Source organism: Flavobacterium sp. FG19 (assembly GCF_057809475.1).
The window spans coordinates 228,854-247,504 of sequence record NZ_JBMDKA010000001.1; the positions used below are offsets into that span (position 1 = coordinate 228,854).

Below are 18,651 nucleotides of genomic sequence, written 5' to 3' on the forward strand. Positions count from 1 at the left end.
TGCATTTATCGCAGTTGAATTTGTGTAAACCAATAAATCTTTTTCTTAAATTTGCGATTATCGCAAAACATGAAATCGCAAGAATTATTTTTAAAAGCAATTAAACAGAAGATTCCGCAGTCAATTTCTCTGATTGACGAAATTGCCGGTGTTTTAGAAATCAGCTACGATGCTTCGTATCGACGAATTTCAGGGAAGAGTAAGTTTTCTATAGATGAGACAGTCAAACTGGCCAGCCATTTCAACATTTCATTAGATAATTTATTTTCTAATAATGAAAAGGTGATTGTGGAAAAAACAATCGAAATTGAAAACTTAAAAGATATGCTTCAGTATTTCAAATCCTCTGCTGAAAACATTGAAGTGTTAACAAAAAATAAGAAAACTAAATTATTCTATTCTGCCAAAGACATTCCGCTGTTCTATTTTATGGATGGCACTATTTTATCAAAATTTAAAGCTTTTGTATGGCTTAATCTTTTAAATTCTAATCAAAAGAAAGTATCATTTGAAAATTTTGTAATCGATGAATCTTTTACAGAATACATGCAAAAGCTGAAAAAAATCTACGAAAACACAATTGTAAACGAAGTATGGAATGATACTACCATAAACAGCAGTTTACAGCAGATTCTGTATTTTTATGAGGCGGGACTTTTGAGTTTAAAAAGTGCCAATGCCCTTTGCGTAGATCTAAAAAGAATCATTGTCCTGATTCAGGAAAAATGCAGCCATCCTGATACTAACTTTGCCATTTACTACAACGAGCTTATTTTATTAAATAATAATATGCTTATTGAAACCGATGAAAAACTAACCATGTTTATTCCTTATACACTTTTAGGCTATTTTATTACTAATAATGAAGAAAGCTGCAAAAATGTACATCAGTTTTTTAAGCAGCAAATTATAAATTCCAAACCTCTTGGCCAGTCCGGTATTAAAGAACAAAATCTGTTCTTTAACAGAGCAATCCGAAAAATAGATTATTATATGGAAAGGCTGAACTCCCAAGTCGATTTACTTTTTTAAACCCTGCCGCAATATAGTTTCAATTCACAGATAAAAGCCTGCGTTCTTTTTGAGCCCGGTTTTTTCGTTTAAACTGGATCGTAATCTTAATATTTTATCCCGTTTCATGAAGAAAATGTAAAAAATTAAAAAAAACACGACAAAACTTACATTTTTTTAAAGAAAACGAATATCTTTAGACCTCCAAAAATAAAATTATTAACCCTAAAAACCTTATCATGGACTTATCACGTTACAAAGTTATCCAGAACACAAGAATTAATTCAGACGCATTTACTTTTGTAGACACAACACACCTACAACACCCTCTTCCTCCCTTAGTTTCGGTAGAAAGTTTTATTAGTGCAGGAGGAGTTCCTACATTAAAAATCAGAACAACACTGTACATAAACTCAGAATTCACTCAAAATCCAATTGTTTCTGTACCTACATTGCAGGACACTTCACTTGAGATTTTCTTTGATTACGATTATACTGAAGATACACCTGAAACTTGTGATGTCTGGTATATTGAAATCGATTATTATTCAACCGACGTAACTAAAATAACAGAGGTTGTTTCTTACTTAAGAAACGTTGATCCTGAAACTTCCAGAGGAACCAGAACGGGAGTAGGTGAATAATTTTTATTGATAGAAAACCACAGAAAACATCATTTACTTTAAATAGAAATGATGTTTTTTACATCAATATTTAAAAGTATGAACAAAATTACTTTTTCTATTTTTATATTGCTTTCTTTCTATTCTGTAAATTTTTTTTCACAAAATCAAACTGTAAATACTATTTTAATTTCTGAAAGCAAAAAAAAAACTAGTATATTTAAAGATGAAATAAACTTTAAGGAAGCTCAACGCTATTTTGAAGCAAATAATTGGGACTCATCTTTAGTCCATTCAATGAAACATTTGAGTACAAGTAATAACAAAGAATTAAATGATTATTGCCATTATTTCAGAGGATTTAGTTTTCACAAAAAAAAGCTTTTCAAAGAGGCCAGATCAGAGTTAAGCTTAATCTCAAAAAAATTTATTTTTTATCCTTTGGTAAACAAAACTTTAGGTGAAATTTCGCTGGAATTAAAAGAATTTAAAAAGGCAATTGACTATTTTAATAAAATAGAAAAATTTCCAACAACCTTCAAACAAGGTTTTAAAACTAGTATTATTTATCAGGATATCGGTGTTTGTTATTTACATCTCAATGATTTTAAAAAAGCAGAAGAATATCTTTTTAAGAGTAAAGAACTCCAAGAAAAAGAAAGCGATAATACAGAACTTATCTATTTATACATGAATATTGCCAACCTTTATTATCTGCAATATAAAGATGATAAAGCAATTCCTTATTTTGAAAAATCATACCAATTATCTAAAAAAGTTAATGATTTTAGTAAAAAATGGGACACTTCATTAAATATGGCTGTTGTCGAAGAAAATCGAGGCAATTATAAAAAAGCACTAGAATACCGAAAAGAATCTGACCAATGGAAAGACTCTTTAAATAACCAAAATAAGATCTGGGCGGTTGCTGATTTTGAAAAGAAATTTGCCGTAGCACAAAAACAAAAACAAATAAAAGTACTTGAAGTAGAAAACAAATTAAAAAACACTCAGCGGAACGCTTTGTTTTTCTCCGCCATCGGTTTGTTATTAATTTTAACAGGAGGCGTCTACTTATATGCGCAAAAAGTAAAAAATGGTAAAACCATATTGCGCCAGAAAAATAAACTCGACGAACTCAATGCCACAAAAGATCAGCTATTTTCGATTGTAAGCCATGATTTACGTTCATCTGTAAATGCCTTAAAGACTAGTAATGCTAAATTATCTGCCACTCTGGAAACTAAAAATTATGATGAATTACATCATTTAGTTGTTCAAAACAGCGGGATTGCAAACGGAGCTTACAGCTTATTAGATAATTTATTACACTGGGCCTTACTGCAGACCAAACAGTTGTATTTTCATAAAGAATCAGTCCATTTATATTCTGTCATCCAGCAAATCGAATATAATTACAAACCTTTGTTACAGGACAAATCCATAACATTCGAAAATCTGGTTTCAAAAAGCATTTTTTTATTTGTCGATCTTGATTCCTTAAAAATTGTTTTTAGAAATTTATTAGACAACGCCATAAAATTTTCGAAAGAAAACGGGCAGATAAGCTTTTCAGCCCAAGAAGTTGATTCTGATTTCTGCCAGGTAGTTATTCAGGATAACGGAATTGGAATGAGTAAAAACACTATTGAAGAACTGTTGCAGGAAGGTGAATTACTGGCTAAAAAAGGCAATTCAGAAATTATTGGCACCGGTCTGGGCTTGCAGTTATGCAAGCAGATGATTCGAAAAAATGACGGAACGTTTACTATAGAAAGTGAGCTTAACGAAGGAACCAAGATGATATTAACCTTACCTAAAGCAAAATGAAATGGACAGTATTAATGTTTTAATCATAGAAGATACTCCGGAACAGAGTGAAGCTCTTTCAAAAGTATTACTTCAAAACAATTATAATGTAGCAGGAATTGCAGCTACTTACACAGAAGCCCTGAAACTTTTTTACGAAACCTCTGTGGATGTTATTATTATTGATGTATTTCTGGAAGGCAAACCCGATGGAATAACTTTTGCCGAATCTATTAATATCATTCCGCATGCCTCAAAACCTTTTGTTTTCCTGACCAGTTCTCAGGACCGGCAGATTTTTGAACGGGCCAAACTCACCAGGCCTTTCAGCTTTTTAATGAAACCTTTTAATGAGCTGGAAATTTTGTATGCCATTGAAATGGCCGTTGAAAAATTCTACGAACAAACCAATGTCTTTCTCAGCGAAGAACAAAACACGGTAATCAGTAACGATTCCTTGTTTATAAAAAAGAAAAATTCGCTAAAGAAAGTGGCTCTTAAAGACATTCTTTATATTGAAGTAGAGGAACGTTACTGTAACATCATCACCGAAAAAGAAAAGTTTGTTATTCTGATTTCTTTGACTAAAATCAGTGAATTACTGGATAAAAATAAGTTCATAAAAACCCACCGTAATACGGTAGTAAATATTGACCAGATCGAGGAAATAATTCTGGCCGATAACCTTATAATTCTAAAAGGTAATCATAAAATCAATTTAAGTGATACCTATAAAGACTTTATAAAAAAAATGAACATTCTTTCGTAAAGACTTAAAACAATATATCCACTCTTTTAAATCCTCTTTCTTTCAAGAGGATTTTGTTTTTAGATAAAAGTCTTAAAATGAGAATCTATTTGCAGACTTCATGACATAAAAACGAGCTTTCGTGACATTTTCATTATCAAGGGCTTAAAACGAAATTATTTTTACAGCACTAATAAAAGTATGTATAGATGAAAACAGTCCTAACGAGAGAACCCGAAATGAAATTTCTGCCCTTTATAAAAAAACTAAAAAGCAATCCCTGGCTAGGCGTAGCCGTTTCTCTTGCCATTATCATTCCGAGTTTATATAAAATATTAGACGATGTAACGGTTTTAAGAATAGAGTACCTGCTGCTTGCTATTGCCTTTCCGGTTTATATCAGATCGTTAAAAAAGATATTCGACGAAATTCTGGATGATGATGAAGATTTCCATGATTAAAAATTTACTTACAATCCTAAACTTAGGTCACTCATTTCGTTAAAAACCCTAATCATTATCATGAATTAGGGTTTTTTCTTATACAAAAAACAGGTTTTTATCACATTTTAACAAACATCCGTTTTGTTTGTAACGTTTTTTTAATAAATTTGAAATCCACCTAATCAATCATCAAATACCATTAAATCCTTTGAAAAATTACCAAAAAAAGTTTATTATCCTTATTTTATTTGGATTATTCTTAAACATTTACACGCTTCATAGTCAGACTAGCAATGACATTTCGATCTATAATTGGTTTGACAAAATTATAGGAAAAAACAATCTTGAAATCAATATCGGTACACCACACACCAATCCGTACAGAACGATCGAAAACAATCATTTGTATTTCATTAATTCATACGAACCGGGAAAACTCACTTACGATGGACAGAATTATTACGATCTAAAACTAAAATACGATACTTTCAGAGATCTTTTAGTTTTAAATCCCGACGGAGAATCTGAAAACATAGGTATAAACCTTCTCCAAAGCAAAGTTGAATCATTTTCTATTGGTGACATTTTTTTTGTAAAAATCGACAGAAGAAATGACGCTGTTCCGGAATTCACAACCGGATATTATGAAGAGACCAAAACCGTTTCTGATCTCGTTTTTTATATAAAACATCATAAAAACCAATTAAAAAAAGTTTCTGAAAGCGGCGTTTATTATACCTATAAGGAAAACAATACTTTTTTTATTGACTTTAAAAACCATATCTACCTCATAACAGGAAAAAGTGATATTATTAAAATTTTTCCAGATCAGAAAGAAAAAATTAACGGGTTTTATTTAATGAACAGAGAACTGCGAAAAACCAATTTAAATCAATTTATGAAGAATTTGATGAAATATATTGCTAACTCTCTTTCAACACAAACTAAATAAGACAAATGAAAAAAATTATACTCGCCTTTGTTATTTTATTCTCATTTCAATTATCTATTGCCCAGGAAAAAAATGAGAAACTCACTATTACACTGAAAGATGAGACGTTAGAAAATGTAATTAAACGCATTGAAGCTTCAACACCTTATAAATTTTATTTTGATCCGGTTTGGGTAAACTCCGGCAAAGTACTGATTTCAGGAACTTTTACTGATGCCAGAATTGATGATGTGCTTAATGCGGTACTTAGTAAAACAGATCTAAACTACATTGTTTTAAAAAACAAGGTAATTCTAACCCTAAACAGTACCATTTATACCAATTTGCCATCCAATTATTTTGCCGATGCGCCTATCGAAACCATTAATCAGAACGATGACGGTCAGGGAGATAATCCGGTATTTTATCAGCAGTATGATTCCTTGGCCAGCTACAGTGTTACCAAAAAAAGTTCAATCGTATTTATTGGAAAAGAAAACAAAAATGTAACCCGAAAGAATTTTACAGTTTCCGGAACTATAAGAAATGAAGAAACCGGAAAACCGGAAGCCAACATTTATATCAGAGTAAGAAACAAAAACATTAACACCTCCAGTGATCTTGACGGAAATTATAGTTTACAGCTTCCAAGAGGAATCAATGTCGTAGAAATAAAATCACTCAGCCATAAAGAAGTTGTCAGAACCCTGGTTGTTTACGACGATGGTACTTTTAATATTGATATCAACGAAAAATCAAATCAGCTTGATGAAGTAGTCATCAAAAAGAAAGGTCAGAGAGCTACAGAAACGGTAGTATCCGGACTTGTATCAATTGATATTGAAAATGTTAAAAATGTACCTCTAATACTGGGTGAAAGAGATATTTTAAAAGTAGCTACTACTTTTCCGGGGATAAAAACTACCGGAGAAGGTTCTGCCGGATTTAATGTCCGCGGAGGAAAAGAAGATCAAAACTTAATTCTTTTAGACAATGCCGTTTTATATAATCCACAGCACTTTTTAGGCTTTTTCTCTGCTATAAATCCGTATACGGCAAAAAAAGCCGATATCTATAAAGGAAGCATCCCGGCCGATTTTGGAGGACGATTGTCTTCGGTTTTTGATATTACTACCAAAAACGGAAATAAGGAGAAATTTTCGGGCGAAGGTGCCATTGGACCTGTTACTTCAAATTTGACACTGAGTATGCCAATAGAGAAAAACAAATCCAGTATCATCTTTGGAGGGCGTGCTACTTATTCTGACTGGATCTTAAAAAAATTAGATGATGAAAACCTTAAAAATAGTCAGGCCGGATTTTATGACGGAATTTTAAAATATCAAAATACCATCAATAGCAATAACGCGATTGAAGCCACTGCCTATTACAGCCATGACCGTTTTAGCTTAAGCTCAGATTCAATTTACAAGTACAGTAACCGACTAATATCTGCAAAATGGGATCATACTTTTAATAAAAAAAACAAAGCCGCTTTTATCCTAACAAATAGTGAATATAAGTTCAACATTGATTATGATTCAGAAGATATCAACGCATTTGATTTTGGCTATAAAATAAATGAAACCCAATTACAGCTTAAGTTTAATTATCAGTTTAACGATAAACATACTTTCTCATACGGATTAGCCAGCAAACTGTACAACATTTCTCCGGGATACCAGCATCCTAAAAAACCGGAGGCCACATTGGTACCTACAGACATCAATAAAGAAAAGGCTCTTGAATCTGGCCTGTATCTGGCGGACAGTTACAAAATAAATGATAAATTATTACTGGATCTTGGCTTACGATATTCATTTTATGCATCGCTGGGTGAAGCCGATGTCAATATTTATGAAAGCGGCAAACCTTTGAGCGACGCTACTATTATTGATACTCAACATTATAACAACAATGAAGTAGTCAAAACGTATGGCGGTTTAGAACCCCGAATTGCAGCCAGGTATTTCTTTACAGAAGATTTCTCTATCAAAGCAGGATTTGATGTTACCAGACAATATATTCATTTATTATCAAGTAATACCACTCAATCGCCTACAGACACCTGGAAACTGTCAGATTCTAACGTAAAACCTCAAAGCGCACAACAGGTTTCATTAGGATTGTTTAAAAACTTAAACGACGACGAATTTGAAATCAGCCTGGAAGCCTACTACAAAAAATCCAAAAACATTCTGGATTATAAAGTGGGCGCACAATTATTATTAAACGAAAATGTAGAAACAGAACTTTTACAAGGTGAAGGAAAAGCATATGGTATAGAGTTTTTAATTAAAAAACAAATTGGTAAACTAAACGGATGGCTGGGATACACTTACTCCAGATCACTAATTAAACTGGATGGTGCGTTTAACGAGGAAAAAGTAAACAATGGTAAATACTTTGCTTCTAATTTTGACAAACCACACGATATCAGTGCTGTATTAAATTATAAATTTACAAAGCGTTACAGTCTTTCTACTAATTTCATGTACCAGACCGGAAGACCTATAACCTATCCAATAGGAACATACAATTATGGAGGTGCTCAATATACTTTATACAGTGATCGAAACGAATTCAGAATTCCGGATTATATCCGTTTAGATATTGGAATAAACATTGAAGGAAATCATAAAATAAAGAAACTAGCACACAGCTTCTGGAATATATCTGTTTATAATGTATTAGGAAGAAACAATCCGTATTCAATTTTCTTTGTAACAGATAAGACCGGAAAATTAAATGGTTACAAAACCTCTATTTTCTCAATTCCGGTACCTAGTATAACTTATAACTTTAAATTTTAATATTCCATTCAGACTGGATTGAAAAATCATGAAAACATATTTTTATAATAAAATCACTATAGTACTTCTATTGAGTTTTATATTCAATAGCTGTACCGAGACCTATAATTTACAATCAGACTCCTATGAAGAAGCGCTGGTTGTGGAGGCCACCATTACTAATGAGCTGAAAAATCAGGAAATAAAACTTTCTAAAACTTCCCGTCTGGAAGACGATGGTATAGAAACCGAGAAAGGAGCCGATGTAAATGTTCTTGATAACAAAGGAAATACGTACCACTTTACAGAGCAATCAGATAAATATGTTTCTGAAACGGAATTTAAAGCGGAACCTGGTACTGAATATACACTGGAAATAAGCACTAAAGATGGCAAAAAATACCAGTCCTCCAGTGAGATACTTACTACCGAAAATGAGATTCAAAATGTTGTACCAACAGTAGTAAACACAAAAGAAGGAAGAGGGGTTCAGATAAATGTAGAAAGTTATGATCCTCAAAATACCTCAAAATATTACCGATACGAATATGAGGAAACTTACAAAATCATTGCCCCTAAATGGCTTGAATATAAACTTGTCGTTACCGGCGATCAGGAAATTGATTTTGCTCCCAGTCCTGATAACATCAGAATTTGTTACAGCACTAAAAACTCTGTTGATATTATTCAAACCACCACAACCAATTTACAGGAAGACCGTGTTAACTTTCCTGTTAGATTTATAAGTGACCAAAACTATATCATCAGTCACAGATACAGCATACTGGTTCGTCAATATGTTCAAAATCTGGAATCGTATACTTTTTATAAAACTTTAAAAGAAATTTCAAGCAGTTCGAGTGTACTATCCCCAAAACAGCCCGGGTTTGTAAACGGAAATATTAAATGTTTAACCAATACCGACAGTAAAGTCATTGGCTTTTTTGATGTATCCTCTGTATCCTCAAAAAGAATATTCTTTAATTACGTTGATTTATTTCCGGGAGAAGATCTTCCTCCTTATTATGTGCCTTGTACAGACACTTATTACAAATTCTGCTTTGGTTTTAGTGATCCTCCTTGTTTAGGAAGACAGCTTATATATGATCTGAAAAATTATACAGTCTGGTATGATTTTCATGAGGAAATTGATTATTATATGGTTCCGGTAGCCTGCGGAGACTGCACAACATTTTCATCTAACGTAATACCTTCATTTTGGACAGAATAAAACACCTTATTTTATTGCTTGTATTAATTAATACACAATTTAGCCGAGCACAGCAGAACATTACGGTAGATGAAACCGTTTACCTTCACTCAAACTCCTCTGCTTTTATCTGCGGAGAAACATTATTGTACAAGGTTTATTGTATCAAAACGTCTGACAAAACATCTTCTTACATTAGTAAAACAGCATATGTAGAACTCTTTGACAGCAATAACAAATCTGTTTTTAAGAATAAAGTAAAGCTGGAAGATGCTTCCGGACAGGGAGATTACTTTATTCCCACAAATTTAAAAACAGGAAACTATAAACTGATCGCTTACACAAACTGGATGTTAAACAAACCGGTTTCGGAATTGTACCAAATGGATATAAACATCATTAATCCGTATAAAGTAAACGATTCCGGTAAAGCAGAAAATATTATACGTACAAATAATGCCGGTACTGAAACTGCTGATGAAGACACTAAAAATATTAGTTTTAATCTTTCTAAAAAAACCTTTACCAACCGTGAATTGGTTGATTTAAAAATTCAGTCTTCCGACCGCAATTTCCAAAATGGTAATTACTCTCTTTCTGTTCGAAGACTGGATAATATTCCGGCTGTTTCCCAAATTTCAGCAGTCAAATTTGCTTCTCATCCATTTTATCCTGCATCATTGAACTTACAATCTAAAGTGGTTTTACCTGAATTAAGAGGTGAGATTCTGGAAGGGAAAGTAACCGCTAAAAACCATACTGATAAAACAGAAAATCTTACCATAGCAATTTCTATCCCGGGAAAATCGTATATTTTTCAGATTGTCAAAACAAATTCAGACGGTCATTTTATTTTCAATCTTGATAAAGAAAATTATAATCCAAACGCTGTTATACAAATAATAGACGAACATGCTGACAATTTTATGATTACAGTAAACCAAAATCCTGAAGTTGATTATGCAAAATTATCACTTCAGCCAAATACTGCTTTATCCTATATTTTTAAAGAAAGCCTGTTAGACAGATCCGTTTCCAGTCAGATTGAAAATGCTTATTTTTACAAAAAGGCCGATCTTTTCGTAAAACCTGCCTCATATGAACCTTTTTACGGAAACACGCCTAAAGAATATGTCCTGGATGACTTTACAAGATTTAAAACACTCAAAGAAACCATTACTGAGGTGGTTACAGAAGTGTATCTGAAACAAAATAATAATAATTTTTACCTGCATGTTAACGATCCAAATGTGTTTCCGCAATTACCGGATGCTGCTCTGGTTTTAATTGATGGATTATTGCTGCAGAATCAAAATGACCTGATTACTTATAATATGAAAAACATCTATAAGATTGATGTCATTGTAGGCAGGTATTATGTTGGTCCAAAATCTTTTAACGGTTTAATAAGTTTTACCACTTTTGACAATGATTTTACCAGTAAGCAGAATCCAAATTCTATATTAAAAACAACATTATTGAGACCACAGCCCAAAAAAATATACAATAAAGTAAAATACGAAAAGGCTGCCGATAATGAAAGAATCCCGGATTTCAGAAATCAGTTATTCTGGAATCCTGATTTACAGTTAAACAACAATACCGAAACTTCATTCTATACCTCTGATCTTTCCGGTACTTTTGAAATACGTCTCGAAGGTTTTACAAAAAATGGAATTCCCGTATCTATAAAAGAAACTTTTGAAGTAAAAGATACGGTCTCAAATTAAAGATCAGCTTCAATTTAATAAAAACACCCTGGTTCTAAAAAACAGAATCAGGGTGTTTATTTTTTTTATACTTTATGACGCAACCTTTTTCATTCTTTTTATACTATTGATTAAAACAGCATAATACCGGATTACGGAATCAAAATTTTAAAATTTGAACTTAGACCAGCTCATTAAGGACTGCATTAAACAAAACCGAAAAGCACAGGAAGCATTATACCAAAGGTATAAGAAAGATCTTTTTGTGTTAAGTCTAAAATATTGTCCTAATGAAGCTGAAGCCGAAGACAACCTTCACGATTCTTTTATAGAAATTTTTACTAACATTCGCAATTATAAAGGAAATGGCAGTTTTGAAGGCTGGATTAAAAGAATAACCATTAATAAAGCCATAACCCGATACAAACAATCCTATTCGCTTACCGCTATTAAGGATGAATATTCTGAAGAAGATACAATAAACGAGAGCGAACTCAACTTTTCTCTTGACACCATTTTATCTTTCATTCAGCAGCTGCCTCATCAGTATCGTCTGGTCTTCAACCTTTATGAATTAGACGATTATACACATCATGAAATAGCTGCAATGCTGTCGATATCCGAAAGTACATCTAAATCAAATTTACACAGGGCCAAACAGATCCTGAAAGAGAAAATTAAAGCACAAAACACATTTTATTATTCAAAACAAAAAAATGGAAAATAAAACGGAAATAGGAAGAGCCATTAAAAATAAACTGGAAGGTCTGGACAAAACTCCGGGTGATTTTGTATGGACTGGAATTGAAAAAGATCTAAACGCCAAAAGGCGCAAAAAAGCCCTATACATTTCCATTGCCAGTTTGCTTTTTATGGCATTTTTTTCGACTGCACTTTATTTTATAAATGATTCCCAGGAGAAACAGCCAGAACAAAAACCATTATCTGTTGGTCAGCATGATAAAAAGGAGCAATTATCTGACACCAAACAAAAACAGAAGGGATCGGATGAAATTACTACTATTAAGAAAAGCAAAAGTGTGAAGCTGATCAAACAATCTTCAAAACTGGTTACTTCAACCAGTGAATATGAAGAATATGAAGTAGTTAAAAAATACAAAGTAATAGTCAAAAAACAACAAGTTAGTATGAGGCCCATACAGCCGAAAAGTAAAAAATCAGGTATTCCCGTTATCCCAAAAAAGACATTCACTACAGTTAAAAAAAAGAAAACAGTCAAACCCATTTTAAAGAAAAAAGTACAGCCGGTTGTTTCTGTCCGAAGCAAAACCAAATACGTTAAAGACAACCCTGTTAAAACTCCTAAAAATATACTTCCGGAAAAAGATACCTTAACTTCTGAAAACAGTGAGAAAAAACCAATTAAGACAACCGAAACAGAAGTACAAACAGAAAGAGAAATTTTAACAGATACTATCACTAAAAAAGACAGTATCCAACTGAAGAAGAAAACAACTCCCAAAAGAGAATACAAAGAAAAAACGTATTACACTCAAACCGATGAAACAAAACCGGAAATTTCTATTTCTGCTTTTTACGGTCCGGCTCTTTTTGGCTCCTTAAACGGGAGCTCAATGATTAATCCTGCAATGAACGGCCTGACCAGAAAGCATCCTCTGACCTCTCATTACGGCGTTTATGTGACAACAATGTTTGATAAAATCGGATTTAGGGCCGGATTTTCAAAAATAAATTTAAAAACAGCCACACAGCTGGGTGAGAATCTAATTCCGAATTATAAAAATATCGAACTAAAATCTTCTTTAAATATAAAAGAAGTCTTTGGTAATTCAAAAGAGGCTGATTTAATACAAAAACTGTCTTATTATGAGCTTCCTCTGGAGTTTGCCTATGCCATAAAAAAGGATGAAAGCAAGATTGGAACTTCTGTTTTTACCGGGTTTAGTTTCCTAATTCTGGATAAAAATCAACTGTTTTTAAAATCAGAAAATGTTTCAAAACAAAATATTGGTGAAGCCAAAAACATTTCAGGTATTAATATCTCATACAATTTAGGCCTTGGAATAAATTATAAATTAACTGAAAAATGGTCTCTTGATCTAAATCCGCTATTTAAATATTACTTAAGTACTTTCAATGAAAACAAGGAGTCAAAACCGTATAGTTTTTCCCTTCAATCCGGTGTCAGTTATAAATTTTAAAAATATTTTTTAAAGAGTTGTAACTTTTTTGATACTTCATACGTATAATCACTTGTACACTTAAAAATTGAGGAGACAAATAACATGAGACAACTTAAAATCACCAAGCAGGTAACCAATCGTGAAACTGCATCGTTAGATAAATATCTACAAGAAATCGGAAAAGTTGACCTAATTACCGCTGACGAAGAGGTAGAATTAGCACAAAGAATTAAGGCGGGTGATCAAAGAGCATTAGAAAAATTAACAAAAGCCAACCTACGTTTCGTTGTATCGGTTGCAAAACAATATCAAAATCAAGGTTTAACCCTTCCTGATTTAATTAATGAAGGAAACTTAGGACTTATCAAAGCGGCTCAGCGTTTTGACGAAACCCGTGGATTCAAATTCATTTCGTATGCTGTATGGTGGATTCGTCAATCGATCCTTCAGGCATTAGCAGAGCAGTCACGTATTGTTCGTTTACCATTAAACAAAATTGGTTCTATCAATAAAATCAACAAAATGTATGCTTTATTAGAGCAGTCTAATGAGCGTCCGCCTTCTGCTGAGGAAATTGCAAAAGAACTTGACATGACTGTAAACGACGTAAAAGAGTCTATGAAAAACTCAGGACGTCACTTATCAATGGATGCTCCTCTTGTTGAAGGAGAAGATTCTAACCTTTATGACGTATTACGTTCAGGAGAGTCTCCAAATCCTGACAGAGAATTAATTCATGAATCTCTTCGTACTGAAATCGAACGTTCTTTAGAAACATTAACGCCAAGAGAGGCAGATGTAGTGCGTTTGTATTTTGGACTTGGCGATCAGCACCCAATGACATTAGAAGAAATTGGAGAAACTTTTGACCTGACACGTGAACGTGTTCGTCAAATTAAAGAAAAAGCAATCCGCAGATTAAAACATACTTCAAGAAGTAAAATTCTTAAAACTTACCTTGGGTAATCAACCCAAATTTCAATGTAGAAATTCCCAATTCCATTCATTTGGAGTTTATTCTAAAATTTCTTAAATTAGATTTTAAAGCAAACAACAGTTTGATTGACTGTTCGTTTTTTGATTGATGATTGAAACTCCGGCTGATTACCGGAGTTTTTTATTTTTATTCTTTAGCTGGAAAAGTCTTCTGCCACAAAGAGCGCAGAGAACTACGCAAAGATTATAAAAAAACTTAGGCTGAATGCAAAGCTCACAAAACTTTGCAAACTTTATAACAAACACTTACATTTAGGATAAAAAACTTGCGGCCTTTGCGTACTTTGCGGTTAAATTACCACGACAGCATAAAAAAAATTATCTTTGTAATAAAAACAACACACAACACTACAATGAAAAATACACTTATTGCCCCTTCAGTTCTTGCTGCCGATTTTGGTAATTTACAGCGTGATGCAGAAATGATTAACAACAGTCAGGCTGATTGGTTTCATATCGATATTATGGATGGCGTTTTTGTTCCTAATATCTCTTTCGGAATGCCGGTTTTAGAAGCTATTTCTAAACATGCAAAAAAATACATTGATGTTCATTTAATGATTATCGATCCGGATCGCTACATCAAAACTTTTGCTGATTTAGGAGCAAACGGACTAACGGTTCACTACGAAGCCTGTACACATTTACACAGAACCCTTCAGGCCATTAAAGCAGAAGGAATGAAAGCGGGAGTCGCCATTAATCCTCACACCACTATCGATTTACTTGAAGAGGTTATAAACGATATTGACTTAGTCTGCATTATGAGTGTTAATCCGGGTTTTGGAGGGCAGTCGTTTATCGAAAATACCTATAGTAAAGTAAAAAAACTAAAAGACCTGATTACACGCAAAAACGCTTCAACCCTTATTGAAATTGACGGCGGTGTAACAAACAAAAATGCAAAACAACTGGTAGAAGCCGGAGCAGATGTTTTAGTGGCCGGAAGCTTTGTTTTTAAAGCCGAAAACCCGATTGAAACCATCACTGACCTAAAAGTCCTGACTGCTTTTTAAGTTTTTTAAATTTGGAAAGAAATCAATTCCGGTCATTTTTTCTAAAGTCTCAATAGAAACCACAAAATCATAAATAGACTTATCACTCTTTTCATTAGGCACCAAAAAAGCTATGGCCTTGTGTTTATTTCCTGATTTAGCCAGAATGATTTTATAAAAATATTTAGGAACAGCTACTTTTTCTGTTCCTATTTTTTTATCCGTATCTTTCAAAACCCCGCCTGTTACCACATAAATATCATTATATTTTCCGGCCCAGTAACGGGTTTTCTGCTCTATTCGATTCCAGATTCCACTGTTAAAATCATGTTTCTGGGGAGAAATATTGGACGTATAAAAAGTATCATTATACGCTTCTTCGCTAAACTCCATATCTCCGGCCGGACAAAGATGTCCTTTATCATAACCTGATTTTTTGTAGTTTCTCCAGTTGGCAGAACCGGTCGTTACCTTGGGATCTTCAATAAAATACGGGCGTTTGAAATCTCCATTCTTCAAGTACTCTTTTTTTAGTTCATATGCAACCCATTCAGCCTGCTCAAATTTTTCATTGTAAGACAGCGTATAATATTTGTGTTTTACGATCTGATTGGTAGTCGATACCGGCTGATAGGAAACTGAATAACCTTCTGTATTTGTACTTTGATCCGAAACAAAAGATTTAGGTTCTTTCACTATTTCAGCTGTATCTGCCGTGTTTTCATTTTTACAGGAAAGCATCATCAGTCCTGCCAGACCATAAACTAAACTTTTTTTCATCCTACTATTTTACCTAAAAAAAACGCTCCGTAAATTATATTTAAGAAGCGTTTTAATAACAAATTAAATTTTAAAAAATTACGATTTTACTAATTTCTCCTTTTTCATCTTTGGCGAAACAGTAGTTTTTACGTAAGAAGCTGACTGTAAATCATCTAAAACATTTAGAGCTTCTTCTACATATATATCTTTAGATAATGCCTGATGCCAGGCTTCTCTCTTTTCTTTCAGCACTGCATCATTATTCATTTCAGTTACTTCATAAGGAAGTGATTTGAAAACCAGATCATTTTTATAATCTGAAATTGGTTTGTATTTTTTTCCTTCGTTTTCAACCTGCTCCTGAGTTTGTTTGAAATTTACAATATTCAGACTATAGGTGTTTTCTTTATTTTTAACATCGATCCATTTTGCATTATCTTCAATCAATTTAAACTGAGGATTCTGTGCAATTCTTCCTCTGCTTTTTTCGATAGCTTTATTGAAATTCTGGTTAGAAGTCCATGTACTGTAATCTGCCGGGTCAATCTTATCCCATGGCATTGCATTATCAATATCACGTTCTCCCATTTTTAAATAAGCATAACGGTCTGGCATCACAACATCGCTATGAACACCTTCTAACTGCGTAGAACCTCCATTAATTCTATAAAATTTCTGACCTGTAATTTTCAATGCTCCCAGATCTCCATAACTGGCATTACGAACAAACTGGTTTAAATCTAATACATTTTGCACTGTACCTTTACCATAAGTTTGCTTACTTCCAATGATAATGCCTCGTTTGTAATCCTGAATGGCAGCTGCTAAAATTTCAGACGCTGAAGCAGAGAAGCTGTTTACCATAATTACTAATGGTCCGTCCCACTCTATCTTTTTATCTTTATCGTATAAAACTTCTTTCTTTTTTCCGGCAGATTTTACCTGAACAATTGGTCCGTCTTCAATGAACAAACCGGCAATATCCACTACTGTAGAAAGAGATCCTCCTCCGTCATCACGAACATCAAGAACAATTCCGTTGATATTTTCTTTTTTAAGTCTTTCAACTTCAAGGGCAATATCTTTTCCGGCATCACGACCGTCTTTATTTTCAAAATCGATATAAAATTTAGGAAGGTAAATAACTCCGTATTTCAATCCGTTTTTCTCTACGATACTTGATTTAGCATAGGTTTCTTCAATTTCAACCACATCTCTGATAATTGAAATCACTTTGATACTTCCGTCTACTTTTTTAACGGTCAGTTTTACTTCGGTACCTTTATGTCCTTTGATTTTTTTAACCACATCATCCAGACGCATTCCTACCACATCAACAGGTTCTTCGTTTCCTTGTGCCACTTTCAGAATTAAATCTCCGGCCTCAAGCTGTTTCCCTTTCCAGGCAGGACCTCCCGAAATTAATTCGTCAATTTGGGTGAAATCATTTTTCTTGGTCAGTCTCGCTCCAATTCCTTCCAGTTTTCCACTGATGTTTACATCAAAACGGTCTTTTTCTTCAGGAGCAAAATAACTGGTATGAGGATCGAAACGGGCCATGATAGAGTTCAGATAAACTGAAAACCAGTAATCTTTATTTAAATCTTTAATAACGCTGAAATTATCATCTAAAGATTTCAAAGAACTTTCACGGGTTTCTTTCTCTAATGTTTCAAAAGATTTCTCTTTATAAGCAGGATCTTTTTTCTTCTTCTCTTCTTCGATTTTCTGCTTGGTTACCAGCGATGAAAGTGTAGAAAGCTTAATTTGTTTTCTCCATCTTTCGTTAATTTCGTTTAGGTTTTTTGCATACGGAATGTTCTCATAATCCGCATTAAAAGTCTCGTCTGTAGTATAATTAAAAGGCTGTGCTAAAATCGTTTTATAACGTTTTTTACTCTCTTCCATTCTCTTCATTAATCTTGTATAAGTCAGATTAAAAAATGTCAGGTCTTTGTTTAGGAACTGGTCGTCCAGCATCAGTTCATATTGTTTGAACTCATCAATATCCGACTGTAAAAAGAACCTTTTTGAAGGGTCCAGTGCCTCAATATAGTCTTTAAAAATACCTTTGGAAAAATCATCATTTATTTCAGCCGGGCTGTAATGCCCTTTTTCGATAACAAAAGCCAGTAATTCTAAAAGTGTCTTATCTCTGTTTGGGTCCGGATCCTCACTTTTATCAGCATTAATCTTAAAAGCAAAAAGGGTTAGAGACAAGCATAATACAGCTATAAGTATTTTATAATTTCTTTTCATAAACTTAATAATAGCATTCATCAAATTTTTTAATCTAAGTTACGGTAAAAACTATGCCAACATGCTAAGATCGGTATAATTTTTTGTTAAAGATATAAAAATGTTTATTGTTCAAAAGTCTTCGCTTGTTAAGTTTAGAATTTTTATTTATTTGTTAGTAAAGTACCGTAATCTGTTATTACATTTGCTTTAAGAAGC

Annotated in this window: 15 protein-coding genes; 13 read left to right on the forward strand and 2 right to left on the reverse strand. The window is 33.1% G+C overall.

Annotated elements, in window-relative coordinates; translation table 11 throughout:
* Positions 1–69: 69 nt before the first annotated feature.
* The 13 genes from ACODST_RS00980 (at position 70) to rpe (ending at position 15,453) form a co-directional block, all read left to right on the forward strand.
* Positions 70–1,032 carry a helix-turn-helix domain-containing protein gene (locus ACODST_RS00980; protein WP_488930246.1) on the forward strand — a complete coding sequence of 321 codons (963 nt, stop codon included), beginning with the start codon at positions 70–72 and terminating at the stop codon, positions 1,030–1,032.
* A 218-nt stretch (positions 1,033–1,250) separates the two neighbouring features.
* Complete coding sequence (locus ACODST_RS00985; RefSeq protein ID WP_488930247.1) at positions 1,251–1,655, forward strand: hypothetical protein; 405 nt, start codon at positions 1,251–1,253, stop codon at positions 1,653–1,655.
* A 276-nt stretch (positions 1,656–1,931) separates the two neighbouring features.
* Positions 1,932–3,464, forward strand: coding sequence for a tetratricopeptide repeat-containing sensor histidine kinase (locus ACODST_RS00990; RefSeq protein WP_488930422.1), 1,533 nt, complete (start codon positions 1,932–1,934; stop codon positions 3,462–3,464).
* Between the two features lies 1 nt (position 3,465).
* Positions 3,466–4,212, forward strand: a complete 747-nt coding sequence (locus tag ACODST_RS00995; protein WP_488930248.1) for a LytR/AlgR family response regulator transcription factor — start codon at positions 3,466–3,468, stop codon at positions 4,210–4,212.
* 188 nt (positions 4,213–4,400) lie between these two features.
* Positions 4,401–4,652 carry a hypothetical protein gene (locus tag ACODST_RS01000; RefSeq protein ID WP_488930249.1) on the forward strand — a complete coding sequence of 84 codons (252 nt, stop codon included), beginning with the start codon at positions 4,401–4,403 and terminating at the stop codon, positions 4,650–4,652.
* 190 nt (positions 4,653–4,842) lie between these two features.
* The gene (locus ACODST_RS01005; protein WP_488930250.1) at positions 4,843–5,586 is read left to right on the forward strand and encodes a hypothetical protein; all 744 of its coding nucleotides are present in this window, start codon (positions 4,843–4,845) and stop codon (positions 5,584–5,586) included.
* A gap of 5 nt (positions 5,587–5,591) precedes the next feature.
* Positions 5,592–8,378: a TonB-dependent receptor gene (locus ACODST_RS01010; RefSeq protein WP_488930251.1), complete on the forward strand. Its 2,787-nt coding sequence runs from the start codon at positions 5,592–5,594 to the stop codon at positions 8,376–8,378.
* Positions 8,379–8,406: 28 nt separating this feature from the next.
* The gene (locus ACODST_RS01015; protein WP_488930252.1) at positions 8,407–9,588 is read left to right on the forward strand and encodes a DUF4249 domain-containing protein; all 1,182 of its coding nucleotides are present in this window, start codon (positions 8,407–8,409) and stop codon (positions 9,586–9,588) included.
* Positions 9,589–9,602: 14 nt separating this feature from the next.
* Positions 9,603–11,297 (forward strand): hypothetical protein, encoded by a 1,695-nt coding sequence (locus tag ACODST_RS01020; protein WP_488930253.1) that lies wholly within the window; start codon positions 9,603–9,605, stop codon positions 11,295–11,297.
* A gap of 154 nt (positions 11,298–11,451) precedes the next feature.
* A complete protein-coding gene (locus ACODST_RS01025) occupies positions 11,452–12,003 on the forward strand; it encodes an RNA polymerase sigma factor (RefSeq protein WP_488930254.1) in 552 nt (183 codons plus the stop codon).
* Complete coding sequence (locus tag ACODST_RS01030; protein ID WP_488930255.1) at positions 11,993–13,459, forward strand: hypothetical protein; 1,467 nt, start codon at positions 11,993–11,995, stop codon at positions 13,457–13,459. Before ACODST_RS01025 ends, ACODST_RS01030 begins: the two co-directional genes overlap by 11 nt.
* Before the next feature lie 84 nt (positions 13,460–13,543).
* The gene (locus ACODST_RS01035; protein WP_007804760.1) at positions 13,544–14,407 is read left to right on the forward strand and encodes a sigma-70 family RNA polymerase sigma factor; all 864 of its coding nucleotides are present in this window, start codon (positions 13,544–13,546) and stop codon (positions 14,405–14,407) included.
* 383 nt (positions 14,408–14,790) lie between these two features.
* Entirely contained in the window at positions 14,791–15,453 is a 663-nt protein-coding gene (gene rpe, locus ACODST_RS01040; RefSeq protein ID WP_488930256.1) for a ribulose-phosphate 3-epimerase, read from the forward strand.
* Here the strand turns inward: rpe and ACODST_RS01045 are convergent.
* Together ACODST_RS01045 and ACODST_RS01050 are read right to left on the reverse strand one after the other, a co-directional pair.
* Positions 15,430–16,212, reverse strand: a complete 783-nt coding sequence (locus ACODST_RS01045; RefSeq protein ID WP_488930257.1) for a DNA/RNA non-specific endonuclease — start codon at positions 16,210–16,212, stop codon at positions 15,430–15,432. The genes rpe and ACODST_RS01045 overlap by 24 nt on opposite strands.
* Before the next feature lie 78 nt (positions 16,213–16,290).
* Entirely contained in the window at positions 16,291–18,474 is a 2,184-nt protein-coding gene (locus ACODST_RS01050) for a carboxy terminal-processing peptidase (protein ID WP_488930258.1), read from the reverse strand.
* Positions 18,475–18,651 lie beyond the last annotated feature (177 nt).